The organism is Actinoplanes ianthinogenes (assembly GCF_018324205.1).
GTDB lineage: Bacteria > Actinomycetota > Actinomycetes > Mycobacteriales > Micromonosporaceae > Actinoplanes > Actinoplanes ianthinogenes.
Genome location: NZ_AP023356.1, coordinates 5,448,671 through 5,465,895 on the forward strand (window position 1 = coordinate 5,448,671; position 17,225 = coordinate 5,465,895).

Here is a 17,225-nt window from a genome sequence, read left to right on the forward strand (position 1 = left end):
GTCAACGCATCGGCGATGCGCGGGACGCGCTCGCGAGTGCGGTTGTCACTCGGACAGGCGGTCGGTTTCCGGGAGGTTCCAGGCTTCCCAAACCGCCCGGGGTTCTGATGAAATCGCCGCCGTGCCGCATTCGGCACGGACCTTGCTGCGGGCATCGGACGGGGCCGGACCGCACACCTCGAACGGCATCGCGCCGGCGTCCGCGAAGGAGATGTCGTGAGCACGGGATCCTCGGCCCTGGCTGTGCGACGTGGTCCTTTCGCCCGGCTCCGGGACGCGGGCATCCGCGCCAAGCTCGCCGGCCTGCTGATCATCCCGATCACCGCGGTGCTGGTCCTGGCCTCGGTACGCCTGACGGACGTCCGCGGCCGGGCCACCGACGCCGGCCGGGTCGCCGACCTCACCGTGCTCGGCAACGACGTCTCCGAACTGGCCCGGCTCCTGCACCGGGAACGGATGGCGGCGGCCGCCTACCTGGCCGCGCCGAAGACGTCACCGGACGCGTACCGGCAGGTGTCGGCGGCGGTCGACGCGCAGATCCAGACGTTCCGCGCGCACCGCGGCGCGGCCGACGAGGTGCCGGCCCGGGTCCGTGACCGGCTCCAGCTGATCCAGGACCGGCTCGCCGCGCTGCCCGACACCCGCGACGAGGTGTCCGCCCGGGAGAAGCTGACGATGGCCACCGCGGTCCAGCGGTACGGCGTGATCCTCGACGGCTTGTCCGATTATGACGAGTCGCTGAGCCAGGTCGCCGAGCCCGGCATGGTCGCCGACGGGCTGCGCGCGCTCGCCGCGTACAGCCGGATCGAGGCGGCCGCCGCCGACCAGGAGGCGGCCGCGTACACGGTCAAGATGACCGGCCTGCTCAGCGGAACGTGGCAGCAGGAGCTGATCGGCGCGCAGGCGGCCCGGCAGGAGGCGCTCGACGACTTCCGGCAGATCGCCACCGCCGACCAGACCAGCCGGATCGAGGCCACCCTCGCGGACGCCACGGTGGCCCAGGCGGACAGCCTGGTCACCCGGCTGACCGGGCCCGCGGCGGTGGAGGTCGCCGACCTGACCGAGACGTACGGAAAGGTCCTCGACCGGCTGCGGACCACCGGCCTCGGGCTGGAGGCGGACGTCGTGCGGGTCGCCAAGGACGACAGCGCCGGCACCGCCCGGCGCGCCACCGCCGAGTTCGTGGTGGTGCTGCTGGTCCTGCTCGCCGCCATCGCGCTCGGCGTCTATCTGGCCCGCACCCTGCACCTGTCGGTCCGCCGGCTCCGGGAGGGCGCGCTCGCGGTGGCCAACCGGGACCTGCCCGACGCGGTGCACCGGTTGCAGGACGTGGACAGCCTCGGCGAGGGCGGCGTCGACCGGGTCATCGCGCAGACCCGGGACCCGATCCGGCTCGCCGAGCGGGACGAGTTCGGGCAGGTCGCCGAGGCGTTCAACATGGTGCACCGGGAGGCCATCCGGGTCGCCGCCGAGCAGGCCGCGCTGCGCACCAGCGTCTCCGCGATGTTCCTCAGCCTGGCCCGGCGCAGTCAGGCGCTGGTCGACCGGATGATCGGCGAACTGGACCACATCGAGCGCACCGAGGAGGACCCGAAGCGGCTGGCCAAGCTCTTCGACCTGGACCACCTCGCCACCCGGATGCGCCGCAACGACGAGAACCTGCTGGTGCTGGCCGGCGCCGACGTGGGCACCCCGCGCCGCGAGGACGCGCTGCTGATCGACGCGCTGCGGGCCGCACAGTCCGAAGTGGAGATGTATCACCGGATCGAGTTCGGCGCCATCGACACCGACGTCTCGGTGGCCGCGGCCGCGGTCAACGACGTGGTCCGGCTGGTCGCCGAGCTGCTCGACAACGCCACCCGGTTCTCCCCGCCGACCACCCTGGTGGTGGCGCACGGGCGGCGGTCCGGCGACCACGCGGTGCTCCAGATCGAGGACCGCGGCCTGGGCATCACCCCGGAGCAGCTGGAACAGATCAACCGGCGGCTGACCGAGCCGGCCGAGGTCGACGCCAGCGCCTTCCGGCTGATGGGGTTCGCGGTGATCGCCCGGCTCGCGGCCCGGCACGGCATCGGGGTGCGACTGCTGCCCAGCCGGGAGGGCGGGACGGTCGCCGAGGTGACCCTGCCGGCCGACATCGTGGTGCTGCCCGGGGCGCCGGCGGCTCCCGGGCGGGCGGCGAGCTGGACCCGGCCCGGTCCGGCGCCGCAGCCGGTCGCGGGTGGTGGGCGTACCCCGGAGATCCGGATGCCGGTGCGGTCCGCGCCGATGCCGGCGTCGGGTACGCCGCGCTGGGCGCCACCGGCCGCGGAGCAGCCCGCCGAGCTGGACCTGAGGCCGACCCCGGACCGTCCGCCGCTGCCGACCCGGGTGCCCAAGCCCACTGTGGATCCGGTATCCGCCCCGCTGTTCCCGCCGGCTTCGGCGCGACCGGTTCCGGCGCAGCCGGCCTCGATCCACATGGAGATGCAGCACACCTGGTTCGCCGCCGAGTCGGAACTGCCGGAGATGCAGGGCATGCCGACCGCCGGATACGCCCCGGCGCCGGTCTCGGCGATCCCCGCGAGCACCCCGCCGGCCCCGGCGCCCCCCGCGCCCCCGCCGGCGCCGCCGCACCAGGTCCCCCGACCCCGCCCCGCCCCCGACGACGACGATCGCTGGCGGACCGCCGCCGACGAGGGCTGGGAACGCGCGATGGCCGCCGCCGCCCCCAAGGACGCCGGCACCACCCGCTCCGGCCTGCCGAAAAGGATCCCGCAGGCGCAACTCGTCCCGGGCGGGGTGCTGGAGAAGCCCCGGGCACAGAATCGTCGCAGCCCCGACGACGTACGCGGGCTTCTCTCCGCATACACCAGTGGGGTGCTGCGCGGGCGGACCGACGGTTCCGCCGACCAGGCTCCTAAGGAGAACGATCAGTGATCAGGCCCACCATGCAGGACATGGGCTGGCTGCTCAACAATTTCGCCGACAGCATCGCGGGCATCGCGCACGTGGTGGCGGTCTCCGCCGACGGGTTGTTGCTGGCATCCTCGCGGGATCTGCCAGCGGACCGGGCGGACCAGCTGGCCGCGATCACCTCCGGGGTGGTCAGCCTGACCGACGGCGCGTCCCGGATGTTCACCGCCGGGAAGGTGATGCAGACCATCATCGAAATGGACAGCGGCTATCTTTTCCTGATGTCCATCAGCGACGGTTCGTCGATGGCCGTGCTGGCGGCGCGCAGCTGCGATGTCGGCCAGGTCGGCTACGAGATGGCTCTGCTGGTGGAGCGCGTCGGCGCCGCACTGTCGCCGGCGGCACGCGAGGCCGTCAGCCACTAGGCGCCGGGGTTGCCGTACCCCGGCGGAGATGAGGTGACCGCGACATGACAGAGCCGCACGATCCCCGGGGCAACCTGGTGCGGCCGTACGCGGTGACCCGCGGCCGGACCGAGCCGATCCGGGACATCCCGATCGAAGCGGTCCTGGTCGCCAGCCCGGCGGCCGTTCAGGAATCGCGTTTCGCCGGACATGACAAGTACCGCATCGCCGTGCTGTGTGAGCCGAAGGCTCTGTCGCTGGCCGAGCTGGCGGCGCTCACCCGGTTGCCCCTCGGGGTGGCCCGGGTGCTCGTCGCCGACATGGTCGCCGACGGACTGCTCGCGTTGCACAGCGCCGCTCCCAAGAAGGGTTTCACGGAGCGGATGGACCTGCTGGGAAGGGTTTTGAGTGGACTTCGCAAGCTCTGAGCGGGCGGGGGCGCCTTCATCGGAGATCGTTTCGGCGAAGATCGTCGTCGCCGGTGGTTTCGGCGTCGGCAAGACGACGCTGGTCGGCGCGGTCTCCGAGATCGAGCCGCTGACGACCGAGGCCGTGATGACCGCGGCCGGCGCCGGGATCGACGACGCGTCCAAGGTGCCGGAGAAGGGCACCACCACGGTGGCGATGGACTTCGGCCGGATCACCATGGCCGAGGACCTGATCCTCTACCTGTTCGGCACGCCCGGTCAGACCCGCTTCTGGTTCATGTGGGACGAGCTGATCCGGGGCGCGGTCGGCGCCGCCGTGATGGTCGACACCCGCCGGCTGACCGACGCGTTCGCGCCGCTCGACTACTTCGAGAACCGGCACCTGCCCTACCTGGTGGCGGTGAACTGCTTCGACGGCGCGCCCCGCTACGAGCCGGCCGAGGTGCGCGAGGCCCTCGCCATCCCGGAACGCGTCCCGCTGATCATGTGTGACGCCCGGCACCGCGAGTCGGTCAAGTCGGTCCTGATCGGCGTCGTCGAACACGCCATGACCACCTTGGTCGCCGAGCACGAACGTGGCGTGGTCGTCGGCTGATCCACGATCAACTTCAAGATCTTCATATACGCGGGTCCGCCGGGGTGCGGACCGCATGCTCCCGCGCGGGCCGGAGGTGGCGATCTGGCCGCTGGCGCGTCCAAACCAATCGCCACCTCCTTCACTGTCCGCCGCTGCTCCCGGAGATCACCCCCCAGCGCCCTATCCCATCCCCAGATAGGGCCACCAGCACCAGCCCGACACCCCTCGGCTGGTCCTCAGCGCCCTGTCTCGTGCCTGGATAGGGCCGTCAGGGCCAGCTCGACACTCGCCGGCTGGTCCTCAGCGCCCTTTCCCGTGCCCGGGTAGAGCCGTCAGGGCCAGCTCGACACTCGCCGGCTGGTCCTCAGCGCCCTTTCCCGTGCCCGGGTAGAGCCGTCAGGGCCAGCTCGACACTCTCCGGCTGGTCCTCAGCGCCCTATCCCATGCCCGGAAAGGGCCACCAGGGCCAGCTCGACACTCGCCGGCTGGTCCTCAGCGCCCTGTCTCGTGCCTGGATAGGGCCATCAGGGCCAGCTCGACACTCTCCGGCTGGTCCTCAGCGCCCTTTCCCGTGCTCGGTTAGGGCCATCGGGGCCAGCTCGACACTCTCCGGCTGGTCCTCAGCGCCCTTTCCCGTGCCCGGTTAGGGCCGTCAGGGCCAGCCCGACACTCTCCGGCTGGCCCTCAGCGCCCTGGGCGGACGCGGGATCGGGTCAAGCCGCTTGACACCACTGGCGCAGGGGATGTCTTCGCTGTCCGCGGTGCTCACCGAACCCCGGAACGTGCTCAGGCCCCCTAGGTTTCTCACGAAACGCCGCCGGTGAGATGGGCTCGGCTTTTCCGACGCCGCGGGGTTTGCGGCGGCGGAAAAGACGCGCCCATCTCACCGGTTACAAGGCGTTTTGTGCGCGGAGCGAAGCGAAGCAAAGCTAGACGGGAATGCGGTAGCCGCGTTTGACGACGGTCTGGATGACGCCGGGGAGGGCGAGGGCGGCACGGAGGCGCGCGACGGCCATCTCGACGGCGTGTTCGTCGGCGTGGCGGGGGAGGGCCTGCAGGAGCGCCGCGCGGGAGAGGACGCGGCCCGGCGAGTTGGCCAGGGCGCGCAGGACTGCCATCGGGCCGGGGGCGAGCTGGCGGAGTTCGCCGTCGACGACCGCGGCGTGTCCGCGCAGGGTGATCGCGTGGCCGTTGACCTCGATCGTCACGGCGCGTTGGGGGAGCTCCTCGACCAGGGTGCGGACCAGGGCGCTGAGCCGGGCCCGGTTCGGCGTGGAGACCGGGACGTCGTGGCGGCGCAGCGGAGCGGCGGTGACCGGGCCCACACAGGCGGCCAGCACGTCGGTGCGGAGCGCGTCGAGCAGCGGATCGGTGGCCGGACCGGCGGCGCGCAGCAGGGCGTGCACCGCGGCCGCCGAGGTGAACGTCACGGCATCGACGAGCTTGCCGGTGATGAGATCCACCAGGCGGTGCAGCGGGGCCGGGTCGGTGGGTGGCGCCCAGCGATAGACCGGCACCTCGATCACCCGGGCGCCGGCCGCTTCGAGAGCCTCGGTGTACTCCGGCTGGCTCTCGCCGTGCAGTTGCAGCGCGACGGTGAGCCCGGCCACGCCCCGGCTGGTCAGGTGCTCGACGACCTCGGCCGAGCCCTCGCCGTCCGGAGTCCACTGTTCTTGCAGGCCGGCGGTGCGCACCGCGGCGCGTGCCTTGGGGCCGCGGGCGACCAGGTAGGCGTCGCTCAGCACGGCGCGCAGCGGCTCGGCCAGGCCCCAGCCCTCCGCGGCCTCCAGCCAGCCGCGCATGCCGATCCCGGTGTTGACCAGCACGATGTCCGGGGGATCGTCGAGGCAGGCGCGGGTCGCGGCGCGCAGCTCGGCGTCGTCGGCGATCGGGACGATGCGCAGCGCGGGGGCCAGCACGACGCGGGCGCCGCGGCTCTCCAGCAGGCCGGCCAGCTCGTCGCGGCGGCGGTCGGCCGTCACGCCGATCGTGTAACCGGCGAGAGTCGCGGCGGGCTCGGCCAGGGCGGGCCGCCGGGCACCCGGGATCCGGCCGGTCATCCGGCGGCGATCCCGCCGCCGGGGACGGCTGGGACGAGGTCGAGAAGTCGCGGCGTGGCCGGGCGGTCCACCGAAGGGCACGCTCGAGAACCGTCGTCCTCAGCGTCGACCCGCTCCCATGTCACGCTTACGGTCCTCGCCATGCCTCCGTCCGGGGCACGCCGCGACTTCTCCTCACCACGCCGGCGAACCGGTGTGGTGAACACCGTCAGGTCCGTCCTCAACCCTGACGGTGGTCTCTCCATGGTGCGCCCCGACACGCCGGGTCGGCCAATGCCGAGCCGCGTCGTCCGGGGGTCCGCACCGTTGGGCATGTCTGGAAGCGTGCCGGTGAGGAATTTCGGCCGGGCGTCCCTTTTGTTTCGAGCCTGCTAAGAGCCGCCCGGCTCCAGTTACGGAACCCGCGGCTGGGCGCGTCCAGAGACCGAGTATGCTGGATACCGTTTGAGGTCCCGCCTCGGGCCATTCACCCAGGGGCAGCCTGTTTTGACCACGCGCCGCGCGGCCGGGTATTGTTGCCTGCTGTTGTGCGATAGCTGCGAGCGCTCCCCCTGGGGTGTGCTTGAAGTTCGTGTCGACTCCCTGTTCGACATGATCAGCGCGCGCCCCCAGACCGACGACGAGACAAGGTAATTCTGTGCGTACGTACAGCCCGAAGCCGGGTGAGATCGAGCGTCAGTGGCACATTATCGACGCTTCTGACGTCGTTCTGGGCCGCCTGGCTACCCACACCGCGACCCTCCTGCGCGGCAAGCACAAGCCGACGTTCGCCCCGCACGTCGACACCGGCGACTTCGTGGTGATCATCAACGCCGGCAAGGTCGCCCTGACCGGCAACAAGCGGCAGACCAAGGTGGCTTACCGCCACTCCGGCTACCCGGGTGGTCTGAAGCAGGTCGGTTACGAGGAGCTGCTGACCAAGCGCCCCGAGAAGGCGATCGAGCTGGCCGTCAAGGGCATGCTGCCGCACAACAAGCTCGCGCGTCAGATCATCAAGAAGCTGAAGGTCTACCCCGGCGCTGAGCACCCGCACGCCGCGCAGCAGCCGCAGCCGTTCGAAATCAAGCAGATCGCGCAGTGAGCGCGGGAGAAGGCAGCAGCATGACCGACATCATCGAGCCCGAGGCCGTCGAGACCGAGGCTGTCGTCGAGACCGTCGAGGAGCCCGCTGAGACGGTTGTGGTCGTCGAGACCCCCGCTCCGGCCCCGGTCCGCGCGCCGCGGCCCGGCGACCGCCCGGTGCAGACCGTCGGCCGCCGCAAGGAGGCCATCGTCCGGGTGCGTCTCGTCCCCGGCACCGGCAAGATCACCTGCAACGGCCGTGACCTCGAGGAGTACTTCCCGAGCAAGGTCCACCAGCAGCTGATCCGCGAGCCGCTGGGCACCGTCGAGCGCGCCGAGCAGTTCGACGTCTTCGCGAACCTGCGTGGCGGCGGCATCACCGGCCAGGCCGGTGCGCTGCGTCTGGCCATCGCCCGGGCGCTGATCTCCAGCGAGCCCGACGACCGCCCGGCCCTGAAGAAGGCCGGCTTCCTGACCCGTGACGCCCGGGTCAAGGAGAGCAAGAAGTACGGTCTCAAGAAGGCCCGTAAGGCGCCGCAGTACTCGAAGCGCTGATTTTTCACCGACGGCCGAGTGCGCTCCCGGTTTTCCGGGTGCGTGCTCGGCCGTCGTGGTTTTCCCGGCACCATGATCTCCCGGCATCATCCCCTCCCCCCAACTAGCCGTTTCGGTACTCCTGCCCTGGCTGTCTGCTGTTGCACGCTTGAGGGCACGTGTCACCGGCGAAAGGAAGCCGCCATGGGGCGTCTCTTCGGCACCGACGGCGTTCGCGGTCTCGCGAACGGCGATCTGCTCACCCCGGAACTGGCCCTCTCGGTCGCCGTCGCGGCTGCCCGGGTCCTGGTCGAGACCGACAGCAGCCACCAGCCGCTCGCGATCGTGGGCCGCGACCCGCGGGCCAGCGGCGAGATGCTGGAGGCGGCGGTCGTCGCCGGTCTGACCAGCGCGGGGGCCAACGTGGTCCGGGTCGGCGTGCTGCCGACGCCCGCGGTCGCGTACCTGGTGGGGCAGACCGGCGCCGACCTGGGTGTGATGCTCTCCGCGTCGCACAACCCCATGCCGGACAACGGCATCAAGCTCTTCGCCGCCGGCGGCACGAAGCTGCCCGACGAGCTCGAGGCGCGCATCGAGAAGGCGATCGAGGACGGGCACGGGCTGATCGGCCGGCCCACCGGCGCCGCGATCGGGCGGGTGCACGACCTGCTGGACGGCGCCGAGCACTACATCAAGCACCTGGTCGAGTCGATCCCGCACCGGCTCGAGGGCATCAAGGTCGTGGTGGACTGCGCGAACGGGGCGGCCAGTGAGGTCGGGCCGGTGGCGTACCGGGAGGCCGGCGCCGAGGTGATCGCGATCCACGCCGAGCCGGACGGGCTGAACATCAACGAGGAGTGCGGCTCCACGCACCTCGACAAGGTCCGCGAGGCGGTGCTGGAGCACGGCGCGGACCTGGGCCTGGCGCACGACGGCGACGCCGACCGCTGCCTGGCCGTGACCGCCTCCGGCGAGGAGGTGGACGGCGACCAGATCATGGCGATCCTGGCGCTGGCCATGCGCGACGCCGGCACGCTGACCGACGACACCCTGGTCGCGACCGTGATGAGCAACCTGGGTCTGCGGATCGCGATGAAGCAGTCCGGGATCAAGCTGGTCGAGACCAAGGTCGGTGACCGCTACGTGCTGGAGCACCTGCAGAGCAACGGGCTGGCCCTGGGCGGCGAGCAGAGCGGGCACATCGTGATGCCGGCCTTCGCCACCACCGGCGACGGCGTGCTGACCGGCCTGCACCTGATGGCGCAGCTCGCGTCCAGCGGCAAGTCGCTCGCCGACCTGGCCGCCGTGGTGCACAAGCTGCCCCAGCAGCTGATCAACGTGAAGGTCGGCGACCGGGAGGCCGGGGCGGCCGCGCCGACCGTGCAGGCCGCGGTGGCGCTGGCCGAGGCGGAGCTGGGCGAGACCGGCCGGGTGCTGCTGCGCCCGTCCGGGACCGAGCCGCTGGTCCGGGTGATGGTCGAGGCCGCGACCGAGGAGCAGGCGCTCGCCGTCGCCACCCGGATCGCGGACGAGGTGCGGGCCGCGAGCCCCGCCTAGACCCGCTAGCCGAGTGCCTTGAGGTGGTCGACCGCTTCGTCGATCACCTCGGGGCGCTTGCAGAACGCGAACCGGATCAGGTGCCGGCCCTCGTCCCGGTGGTCGTAGAAGACCTGGGTGGGTACCGCCACCACGCCGCTGCGCCCGGGCAGCTCGCGGCAGAACGCGACGCCGTCGGTCCCACCCAGCGGCCGGATGTCGGCGGTCACGAAATATGTCCCCTCGGCGTGCAGCACGCCGAACCCGGCCGTGGTCAGGCCCGCCACCAGGCGATCCCGGTTGGCCTTGAGGCTCGCGGTGAAGCCTGTGAAATAGGAGTCCGGCAGGCCCAGGGCGACGGCGACGGCCGGTTGCAGCGGCGCCGCGTTGACGAAGGTCAGGAACTGCTTGACCCGCAGCAGCGCGGAGACGAGCCGGGCCGGGCCGGTGGCCCAGCCCACCTTCCACCCGGTGCAGGAGAAGGTCTTGCCCGCCGACGAGACGCGCAGCGTGCGCTCGCGCATGCCGGGCAGGCCGGCCAGCGGGACGTGGACGCCCTCGAAGACCAGGTGCTCGTAGACCTCGTCGGTGACCGCGTAGGTGTCGTGCTCCTGGCACAGCTCGGCGATCAGGGCCAGCTCGGCCGGGGTGAACACCTTGCCGGTCGGGTTGTGCGGGGTGTTCAGCAGCACCAGCCGGGTACGCGGCCCGAACGCGGCGCGCAGCTCCGCCTCGTCGAACCCGTACCGCCCGTCCGGGCCGGGACGCAGCGTGACCGGCCGCCGGACCGCGCCCGCCAGGGTGATCGAGGCGGCGTACGAGTCGTAGTACGGCTCGAAGCAGACCACCTCGTCGTCCCGCTCGCAGAGCGCCAGGATGGCCGCCGCGATCGCCTCGGTGGCGCCGGCGGTGACCGCGACCTCGGTGTCCGGGTCCCGGGTCAGCCCCCAGAACCGTTGCTCGTGCGCGACGATCGCGTGCCGCAGCGCGGGTATGCCGGCCAGCGGCGGGTACTGATTGGCGCCACCGCGCAGCGCCTCGGCCGCGGCCGCGAGCATCTCGGCCGGGCCGTCGGTGTCCGGGAATCCCTGTCCGAGATTGACCGCGCCGGTGCGGAGCGCGAGCGCGGACATCTCGGTGAAGATCGTGGTCCCGAACGGGCGCATCCGTTCGACCAGCGGGTCCGTGCTCACCAGGCTCCTCAGGGTCGCTCTCGGCGGGTCGGTCAGTTGAAGACCAGTTTGTTGCAGGTGGCGGTGGCGGCCGGCCCGGACGCGGTGTGCTCGGCGACCGATGCGCCGTCAATGATCACTTTGCAACCGATGCTGCCGTCCTCCAGGGACTCGCGGATCGCGGTCACCGAGGCGAACGACGCCCCCTCCATGGTCAGCGTCAGCTTCCACGGGAGTTTCGTCTTTTTGATCGTGATGGGCAGTTCGCCGAGCTTTTCGGTGTAGATGATCGTCGCCTTTCCGGTCCCGGTCACCTCGTACTTGACGGTGACCGGGTCGCCGTCGGTGAGGCCCGGCACATCCGGCAGGTCACTCGGCAGGGTGGTCGGCGCCGCCGTCGGGAGCGCGTCGGGCAGCTTCTCGGCGGCCTCTTTCGCCTTGTCGGCGGCGCGCTGGACGAGCAGCACGCTGGTGGTGACCACGCCGCCGCAGAGCAGAAGGGCGACGGCGAGCACGACGGCGATCAGCGGGACGTTGCTGCGGCGCGGCGGAGGTTGGTAAGGCGGGTATCCGGGTGGCGCCGGATAACCCGGCGGCGGATAGCCGGGCTGGGGCGGATAGCCGGGCTGGGGCGGGTAGCCGACCGGAGGGAACGCCGAAGTGGGCGGGTACTCCGAGGGCGGCTCGTAGGGCGGCAACGGGGCTTGGCCCGGAGTGAAATCCGGCGGCCGTGGTGGCTCGCGGTGATCGCTCATCTTTCCCTCCAGGTAGCCGATTGCCGACGGTACGCCAAAGGCGCACCCCGGCGGCAGCGCCCCACCAGCAGGTCTATGTTTCCGATCACGTACCATGCTCGTAACGGTGCTTCTCGAGCATGACGTTTGAGCGAAAGTCGGCTACGCTGCCCGGCATGTGTGGGATCGTGGGTTACGTAGGCAATCGTCCGGCCCTGAGCATCGTTCTCGATGGTCTTCGGCGGCTGGAGTACCGCGGATACGACTCCGCGGGCGTCGCCGTCATCGACAATGACGAGGTTCGCACCGAGAAGCGGGCCGGCAAGCTGGCCAACCTGGAGAAGGCGCTGGCCGAGCGTGCCGCCGACGGGATCGCCGCGGGCAGCACGGGCATCGGGCACACCCGGTGGGCCACACACGGCGGGCCGACCGACCGTAACGCCCACCCGCACCTCTCCGCCGACGGCCGGGTCGCCGTCATCCACAACGGCATCATCGAGAACTTCGCCCGGCTGCGCGCCGAGCTGGAGGCCGACGGCGTCGAGTTCCGCAGCGACACCGACACCGAGTGCGCGGCGCACCTGCTCGCCGCCGAGGTGCGGGCGCTGCGCGAGTCCGGCGCGGTGAGCGGCCCGGCGCTGCTCGCCGAGGGCATGCGACGCGTGGTGCGCCGGCTGGAGGGTGCGTTCACGCTGCTCGCCGTCGACGTCGAGGTGCCCGGCGCGGTGGTCGCCGCGCGGCGCAACTCGCCCCTGGTGGTCGGTCGCGGCAACGGGGAGAACTTCCTCGCCAGCGACGTCTCGGCGTTCATCGAGCACACCCGGGAGGCGATCGAGCTCGGGCAGGACCAGGTCGTCCTGATCACCCCCGAGGGCATCGAGATCACCGACTTCGACGGCGCCCCGGCGACCGGGCAGGAGTTCCACGTCGACTGGGACCTGTCCGCCGCGGAGAAGGGCGGCTACGAGTACTTCATGCTCAAGGAGATCGCCGAGCAGCCGCAGGCCATCGCCGACACCCTGCTCGGCCGGCTGAGCGACCGTGGCGAGATCATCCTCGACGAGGTGCGGCTCACCGACCAGGACCTGCGGGACGTGGACAAGGTGTTCATCGTGGCGTGCGGCACGTCGTACCACGCCGGCATGGTCGCCAAGTACGCCATCGAGCACTGGGTGCGCATCCCCTGCGAGGTGGAGCTGGCCAGCGAGTTCCGCTACCGCGACCCGATCCTGGACCGCTCCACGCTGGTGATCGTGATCAGCCAGTCCGGCGAGACCATGGACACCCTCATGGCGCTGCGGCACGCCAAGGAGCAGAAGGCCCGGGTGCTCGCGATCTGCAACACCAACGGCTCCACCATCCCGCGCGAGTCGGACGCGGTGCTTTACACCCACGGTGGCCCGGAGATCGCCGTCGCCTCCACCAAGGCGTTCCTCACCCAGCTGGTCGCCTGTTACCTGATCGGCCTGCACCTGGCCCAGATCCGCGGCGTGATGTACGCCGACGAGGTCGCCGCCGTGGTGGAGAAGCTCCAGAACACCCCGGACAGCCTGCGCACCCTGCTGGACGGGATGGAGGACGTCCGGGCCCTGGCCCGCGACCTGCGGACCGCGTCGACGATCCTGTTCATCGGGCGGCACGTCGGCTTCCCGGTGGCGCTGGAGGGCGCGCTGAAGCTCAAGGAGCTCGCGTACATGCACGCCGAGGGCTTCGCGGCCGGCGAGCTCAAGCACGGCCCGATCTCGCTGATCGACGACGGCACCCCGGTGGTCTGCATCGTGCCGTCGCCGGCCGGCCGCGGCGTGATGCGCGACAAGGTGGTCTCCAACATTCAGGAGGTCCGCGCCCGTGGCGCCCGGACCATCGTGATCGCCGAGGAGGGCGACGAGGGCGTCGCCGCCTTCGCCGACCACCTGATCACCGTGCCGCCGACCCCGACCCTGCTGGCCCCGCTGATGACCACGGTGCCGCTGCAGATCCTGGCCTGCGAGATCGCCGCCGCCCGCGGCAACGACGTGGACCAGCCGCGGAACCTGGCCAAGTCGGTCACCGTCGAGTAGTCCGCCGCCGGCCCTCATGGCGCCCCGCCCAGCGTGATCCGGGCGAGGGCGTCGAGGGCCGGCTTGCCCTGGTCCCAGTAACCGACGTGGCCGCCGTTCCACTGGGTGCCGAAGACCCGCGCGCCGAACCGCGGATCGCTCGGGTCGTGGCCGAACCACAGATGCTCGGTCGGTGTCAGCGGTGGCCCGAGCCCCGGCCGGCCCGGCGCGACCGCGAGGTACTGGATCGGGTCGCTGATCGAGGTCGAGGCGAAGACCCGGTCGGCCGGGATCCCGAGCTGCCGCACCGAGTCGACGCCGACGCCCGGTGAGCCGACGAACACCACCCGGTCCGCGTCCAGCCCGCCGGTCGCGGCCTTGCCGACCACCAGTGACCCGTAGCTGTGCCCGAGCACGGTCTGCCGCGCCGCCGGGCCGTCGTGGGTGGCCCGCAGGCCGTCCTGGAAGCGCCGCAGCCCGTCCGACCCGGCCTCGGCCTGTTTCGCCGACCAGGCCTCGTGCAGGAAGTCCGGCGCGTCGTAGTCCAGCCACAGCACCGAGCTGGTCGCCGCCTCCGGCCCGAGCTCGCCGGCCCGGGCCGCGACCCGCTCGGCCCGGGTCAGCTCGCCGCCGAGCGAGGCCAGGTCGGAGGTCATCCCCGGCACGTGGGTCAGCACGTTCGCCGCGTGGTCCGGGTCGCCGAGGGCCACCACGGCCCGGCCGTCGCCGGAGACGTCCAGCCCGAGCAGGTACGCCCGGGGGCCGCGATCGTCGGCCAGCCGGTCGCTGAGCCGGTCCAGCCCGCGCAGCTTGCCCGCGTCCGGGGTGCCACCGGAGTGCAGCAGACGGTCGCGGCGGTCGGCGAGCAGCAGCCGGTTGGCCAGGTCTCGGTCGGCCACCGGCACACCGTCCAGCCCGGCGACCGCGCCCGGCTCGGTGGCCAGCAGGGACATCCGCTCGGCCGGGGACAGGCCGGCCCACCATCGATGGACCTGGGCCGGGGTCGCCGTGCAGTCCGGCCGGTCCGGGCCGGGCGGCGGGATCGGGGTGACGGCCAGCTCGGCCAGCCGGGCGGTGGCGCTCCGGTCGGCCGACCCGGCCACCCGCAGCGCCGTGGCCAGCTCAGCCGTGGCCTGCTCAGCTGCCGGTAGCTGTGGTGCCCGGCCGGGTGTGACCCGGCCGGTGTCGTCGATGGTCAGGCCACCGGCCCGCGCCGTGGCCCGCGCCCGGTCGAGCAGCGCCCGGGCCCGGGCCAGCGCCGCGGCGAACTCGCTGAGGATCTGGTCGGCCCGCCAGCACAGCAGCCGGACCAGCACGAGCCGGTGGCGGAGCCGTCCGAGCCGGGTGGCCGCGGCCTCGGCGGCGGTGCCGGACCAGGCCGCGCGCACCTTGGCGGCCAGCGGGCCGAACTCGCCGCAGAGCACGCCGAGCAGCGCGGCCCAGCGCCGCCAGGCGAGCGCCGTGGCGGACCAGCGGGCCGGGTCGGTGGCCCGGAGCCGGGTGTAGGTCACCCGGGCGGCGACGTCGGTCATCGCACGGCCCGCAGGCGGGTGGCGGCACGGTGGTCGGCGTCGCCGTACGCCGCAAGGGTCGTCTCGATCTGATCCGCCGCGGTCGTGAGATCCGCGCCGACCGTGAGCAAGCCCTGCTCGGCCGCGTCCGCGGCGGTGGACGTGGCGCCGGACGACGCCCAGCGTGGGCCGGGCACGGGCGGTGGCGCCGAGGCGGCGGCCCGCACCCGGGACGCCGTCGCGAGGATCGCGGAGGCGGCCCGGCGCAGCTCCGTGGCGTCGACGTCGAGATCGGGATTCATGGCGGCAGCCTCCTGCGCTCCGGGGGACGGATGCGCCACGGTAGGCCGATTCCGGGAGGCCCGTGACCGCCCTGTGGACAACGCTCGCGGCTCGTCCACAGGGCGTTCGGCGAGGACTAGGGTTGTCCGTTGTGATCGTGTCTGTCGGCATCGACGTCGTCCTGGTGGACCGCTTCGCCCGTGCGCTGGACCGGACCCCGCTGCTCGGGGACCGGCTGTTCACCGAGGCGGAGCGCCTGACCGGGTCGGGCAACCCGCGGTCGCCCGAGTCGCTGGCCGCCCGGTTCGCCGCGAAGGAGGCGGTGGCCAAGGCGCTCGGCGCACCGGCCGGGCTGCGCTGGCACGACTGCGAGATCGTCACCGATCCGGACGGACGGCCGTGGTTGACCGTTTCCGGTACGGTCGCCGCCGCCGCGTCCGAGCGCGGGATCAACCGGTGGCACCTGTCGCTGTCGCACGACGGCGGGATCGCGTCCGCGATGGTGGTGGCCGAGGCCTAGGACTGGGGGAGGACGGATGCGGCAGGCATGGCGGGTGGCCGACGTGCGCGCGGCGGAGAAGGCGCTGATGGCGACGCTGCCGGAGGGCACGCTGATGCAGCGGGCCGCGGCCGGCCTGGCCCGGCGATGCGCGCTGCTGCTCGGCGACACCGGCGGGGTCTACGGCGCCCGGGTGCTGCTGCTGGTCGGCAGCGGTGACAACGGCGGGGACACGCTCTATGCCGGCGCCGCGCTGGCCGCACGCGGCGCGCAGGTGCGGGCGCTGCTGCTCACCCCGGAACGGGTGCATCTGGCCGGGCTCGCCGCGCTGCGCCGGGCCGGTGGGTTCACCACCACCGACCTGCCGCCCCGGGCGGACCTGGTGCTGGACGGGATCGTCGGGATCGGCGCCACCGGCGGGCTGCGCCCGGACGCGGCCGCGATCGTGCGCCGCCTCGGTGACCTGCGCGGGCGGACCGGCGAGCGGGCCGTCGTGGTGGCCGTCGACGTGCCCAGCGGGGTGCGTGTGGACACCGGCGACGTGCCCGGCGAGGCGGTCACCGCGGACGTCACGGTGACTTTCGGCTGCCTGAAACCGGCGCACGTGGCCGGTCCCGCCGCGCCCCGCTGCGGGCAGATCGAGCTGGTCGACATCGGACTCGGCCCGGCGCTGGTCGCCGACCCGGCGGTGCGGGTGGCCGAGGCCGCCGACATCGCGGCCTGGTGGCCGACGCCCGGAGCGACCTCGGACAAGTACACCCGTGGCGTGGTCGGCCTGGCCACCGGCTCGGCGGCGTACCCGGGCGCGGCCCTGCTCTCCACCTCCGGCGCGCTGGCCGGCCCGACCGGGATGGTCCGGTACGCCGGCAGCGCCCACCGCGAGGTGGTCCGCGCCCACCCGTCGGTGGTGGCCGCTCCCCGGGTGGCCGACGCGGGCCGCGTGCAGGCCTGGGTCTGCGGCTCCGGGCTGGGCACCGGTGACCAGGCCCGCACCGAGCTGCGCAGCGTGCTGGCCACCCCGCTGCCGGTGGTGCTGGACGCCGACGCGATCACCATGCTGGTCGGCGGCGAGCACGCCGAGGACCTGCGCCGGGACGCGCCGCTGGTGCTGACCCCGCACGACGGCGAGTTCAAGCGGCTGGCCGGGGAGGCGCCGGGCAGCGACCGGATGGCCGCCGCGGCCAAACTGGCCGCCTGGACCAACGCGGTGGTGCTGCTCAAGGGCGACCGGACGATCGTGGCGACACCCGGCGGCGAGATCTGGGCCAATCCCACCGGCACCGCGGCGCTGGCCACCGCGGGCAGCGGCGACGTGCTGGCCGGGCTGCTCGGGTCGCTGCTCGCGGCCGGGCTGCCGGCGGTCCGGGCCGCGGTGGCGGCGGCGTACGTGCACGGCCTCGCCGGGCGCCGGGCGGCGCTGGACGGGCCGGTGACGGCGCCGGACGTGGCCGCCGCGGTGCGCCCGGTGGTCGCCGATCTGCTGGGCTGAACC

At 72.8% G+C, this 17,225-nt stretch carries 15 protein-coding genes; 10 read left to right on the forward strand and 5 right to left on the reverse strand.

What is annotated here, in order from left to right:
- The first annotated feature begins 216 nt into the window (after positions 1-216).
- The 4 genes from Aiant_RS24730 to Aiant_RS24745 are packed head-to-tail and all read left to right on the forward strand — an operon-like array spanning position 217 to position 4,322.
- A complete protein-coding gene (locus tag Aiant_RS24730; protein ID WP_189329220.1) occupies positions 217-2,919 on the forward strand; it encodes a sensor histidine kinase in 2,703 nt (900 codons plus the stop codon).
- Positions 2,920-2,930: 11 nt separating this feature from the next.
- Positions 2,931-3,320, forward strand: a complete 390-nt coding sequence (locus Aiant_RS24735; RefSeq protein ID WP_425322713.1) for a roadblock/LC7 domain-containing protein — start codon at positions 2,931-2,933, stop codon at positions 3,318-3,320.
- A gap of 44 nt (positions 3,321-3,364) precedes the next feature.
- On the forward strand, positions 3,365-3,727 hold the full coding sequence (locus tag Aiant_RS24740) for a DUF742 domain-containing protein (RefSeq protein WP_189329222.1): 363 nt from the start codon (positions 3,365-3,367) through the stop codon (positions 3,725-3,727).
- Positions 3,708-4,322, forward strand: coding sequence for a GTP-binding protein (locus tag Aiant_RS24745; protein ID WP_189329223.1), 615 nt, complete (start codon positions 3,708-3,710; stop codon positions 4,320-4,322). The genes Aiant_RS24740 and Aiant_RS24745 overlap by 20 nt, the downstream gene beginning before the upstream one ends.
- Before the next feature lie 911 nt (positions 4,323-5,233).
- Here Aiant_RS24745 and Aiant_RS24750 read toward each other — a convergent pair.
- Positions 5,234-6,364 (reverse strand): uroporphyrinogen-III synthase, encoded by a 1,131-nt coding sequence (locus tag Aiant_RS24750; protein ID WP_189329224.1) that lies wholly within the window; start codon positions 6,362-6,364, stop codon positions 5,234-5,236.
- Positions 6,365-7,001: 637 nt separating this feature from the next.
- On the opposite strand from Aiant_RS24750, the gene rplM reads away from it, so the two are divergent.
- From rplM to glmM, 3 genes are all read left to right on the forward strand, one after another.
- Entirely contained in the window at positions 7,002-7,445 is a 444-nt protein-coding gene (rplM, locus tag Aiant_RS24755; protein WP_109598659.1) for a 50S ribosomal protein L13, read from the forward strand.
- A 20-nt stretch (positions 7,446-7,465) separates the two neighbouring features.
- A complete protein-coding gene (gene rpsI, locus Aiant_RS24760; RefSeq protein WP_280528206.1) occupies positions 7,466-7,981 on the forward strand; it encodes a 30S ribosomal protein S9 in 516 nt (171 codons plus the stop codon).
- Positions 7,982-8,164: 183 nt separating this feature from the next.
- Positions 8,165-9,517: a phosphoglucosamine mutase gene (gene glmM / locus Aiant_RS24765; protein WP_189329225.1), complete on the forward strand. Its 1,353-nt coding sequence runs from the start codon at positions 8,165-8,167 to the stop codon at positions 9,515-9,517.
- Between the two features lie 5 nt (positions 9,518-9,522).
- Here the strand turns inward: glmM and Aiant_RS24770 are convergent, their stop codons facing one another.
- A complete protein-coding gene (locus Aiant_RS24770; RefSeq protein WP_229829930.1) occupies positions 9,523-10,662 on the reverse strand; it encodes a pyridoxal phosphate-dependent aminotransferase in 1,140 nt (379 codons plus the stop codon).
- Between the two features lie 59 nt (positions 10,663-10,721).
- Positions 10,722-11,423 (reverse strand): MmpS family transport accessory protein, encoded by a 702-nt coding sequence (locus Aiant_RS24775; protein WP_189329227.1) that lies wholly within the window; start codon positions 11,421-11,423, stop codon positions 10,722-10,724.
- Positions 11,424-11,578: 155 nt separating this feature from the next.
- Here Aiant_RS24775 and glmS point away from each other — a divergent pair, with 155 nt between their 5' ends.
- The gene (gene glmS, locus Aiant_RS24780; RefSeq protein WP_189329228.1) at positions 11,579-13,462 is read left to right on the forward strand and encodes a glutamine--fructose-6-phosphate transaminase (isomerizing); all 1,884 of its coding nucleotides are present in this window, start codon (positions 11,579-11,581) and stop codon (positions 13,460-13,462) included.
- A gap of 14 nt (positions 13,463-13,476) precedes the next feature.
- Here the strand turns inward: glmS and Aiant_RS24785 are convergent, their stop codons facing one another.
- Positions 13,477-14,973, reverse strand: a complete 1,497-nt coding sequence (locus Aiant_RS24785; protein WP_189329229.1) for an alpha/beta hydrolase — start codon at positions 14,971-14,973, stop codon at positions 13,477-13,479.
- Entirely contained in the window at positions 14,970-15,254 is a 285-nt protein-coding gene (locus tag Aiant_RS24790; RefSeq protein ID WP_189329230.1) for a hypothetical protein, read from the reverse strand. The genes Aiant_RS24785 and Aiant_RS24790 overlap by 4 nt, the downstream gene beginning before the upstream one ends.
- A gap of 131 nt (positions 15,255-15,385) precedes the next feature.
- On the opposite strand from Aiant_RS24790, the gene Aiant_RS24795 reads away from it, so the two are divergent.
- Positions 15,386-15,754, forward strand: a complete 369-nt coding sequence (locus tag Aiant_RS24795; protein WP_189329231.1) for a holo-ACP synthase — start codon at positions 15,386-15,388, stop codon at positions 15,752-15,754.
- 16 nt (positions 15,755-15,770) lie between these two features.
- On the forward strand, positions 15,771-17,222 hold the full coding sequence (locus Aiant_RS24800) for an NAD(P)H-hydrate dehydratase (protein WP_189329232.1): 1,452 nt from the start codon (positions 15,771-15,773) through the stop codon (positions 17,220-17,222).
- The last annotated feature ends 3 nt before the right edge of the window (positions 17,223-17,225 follow it).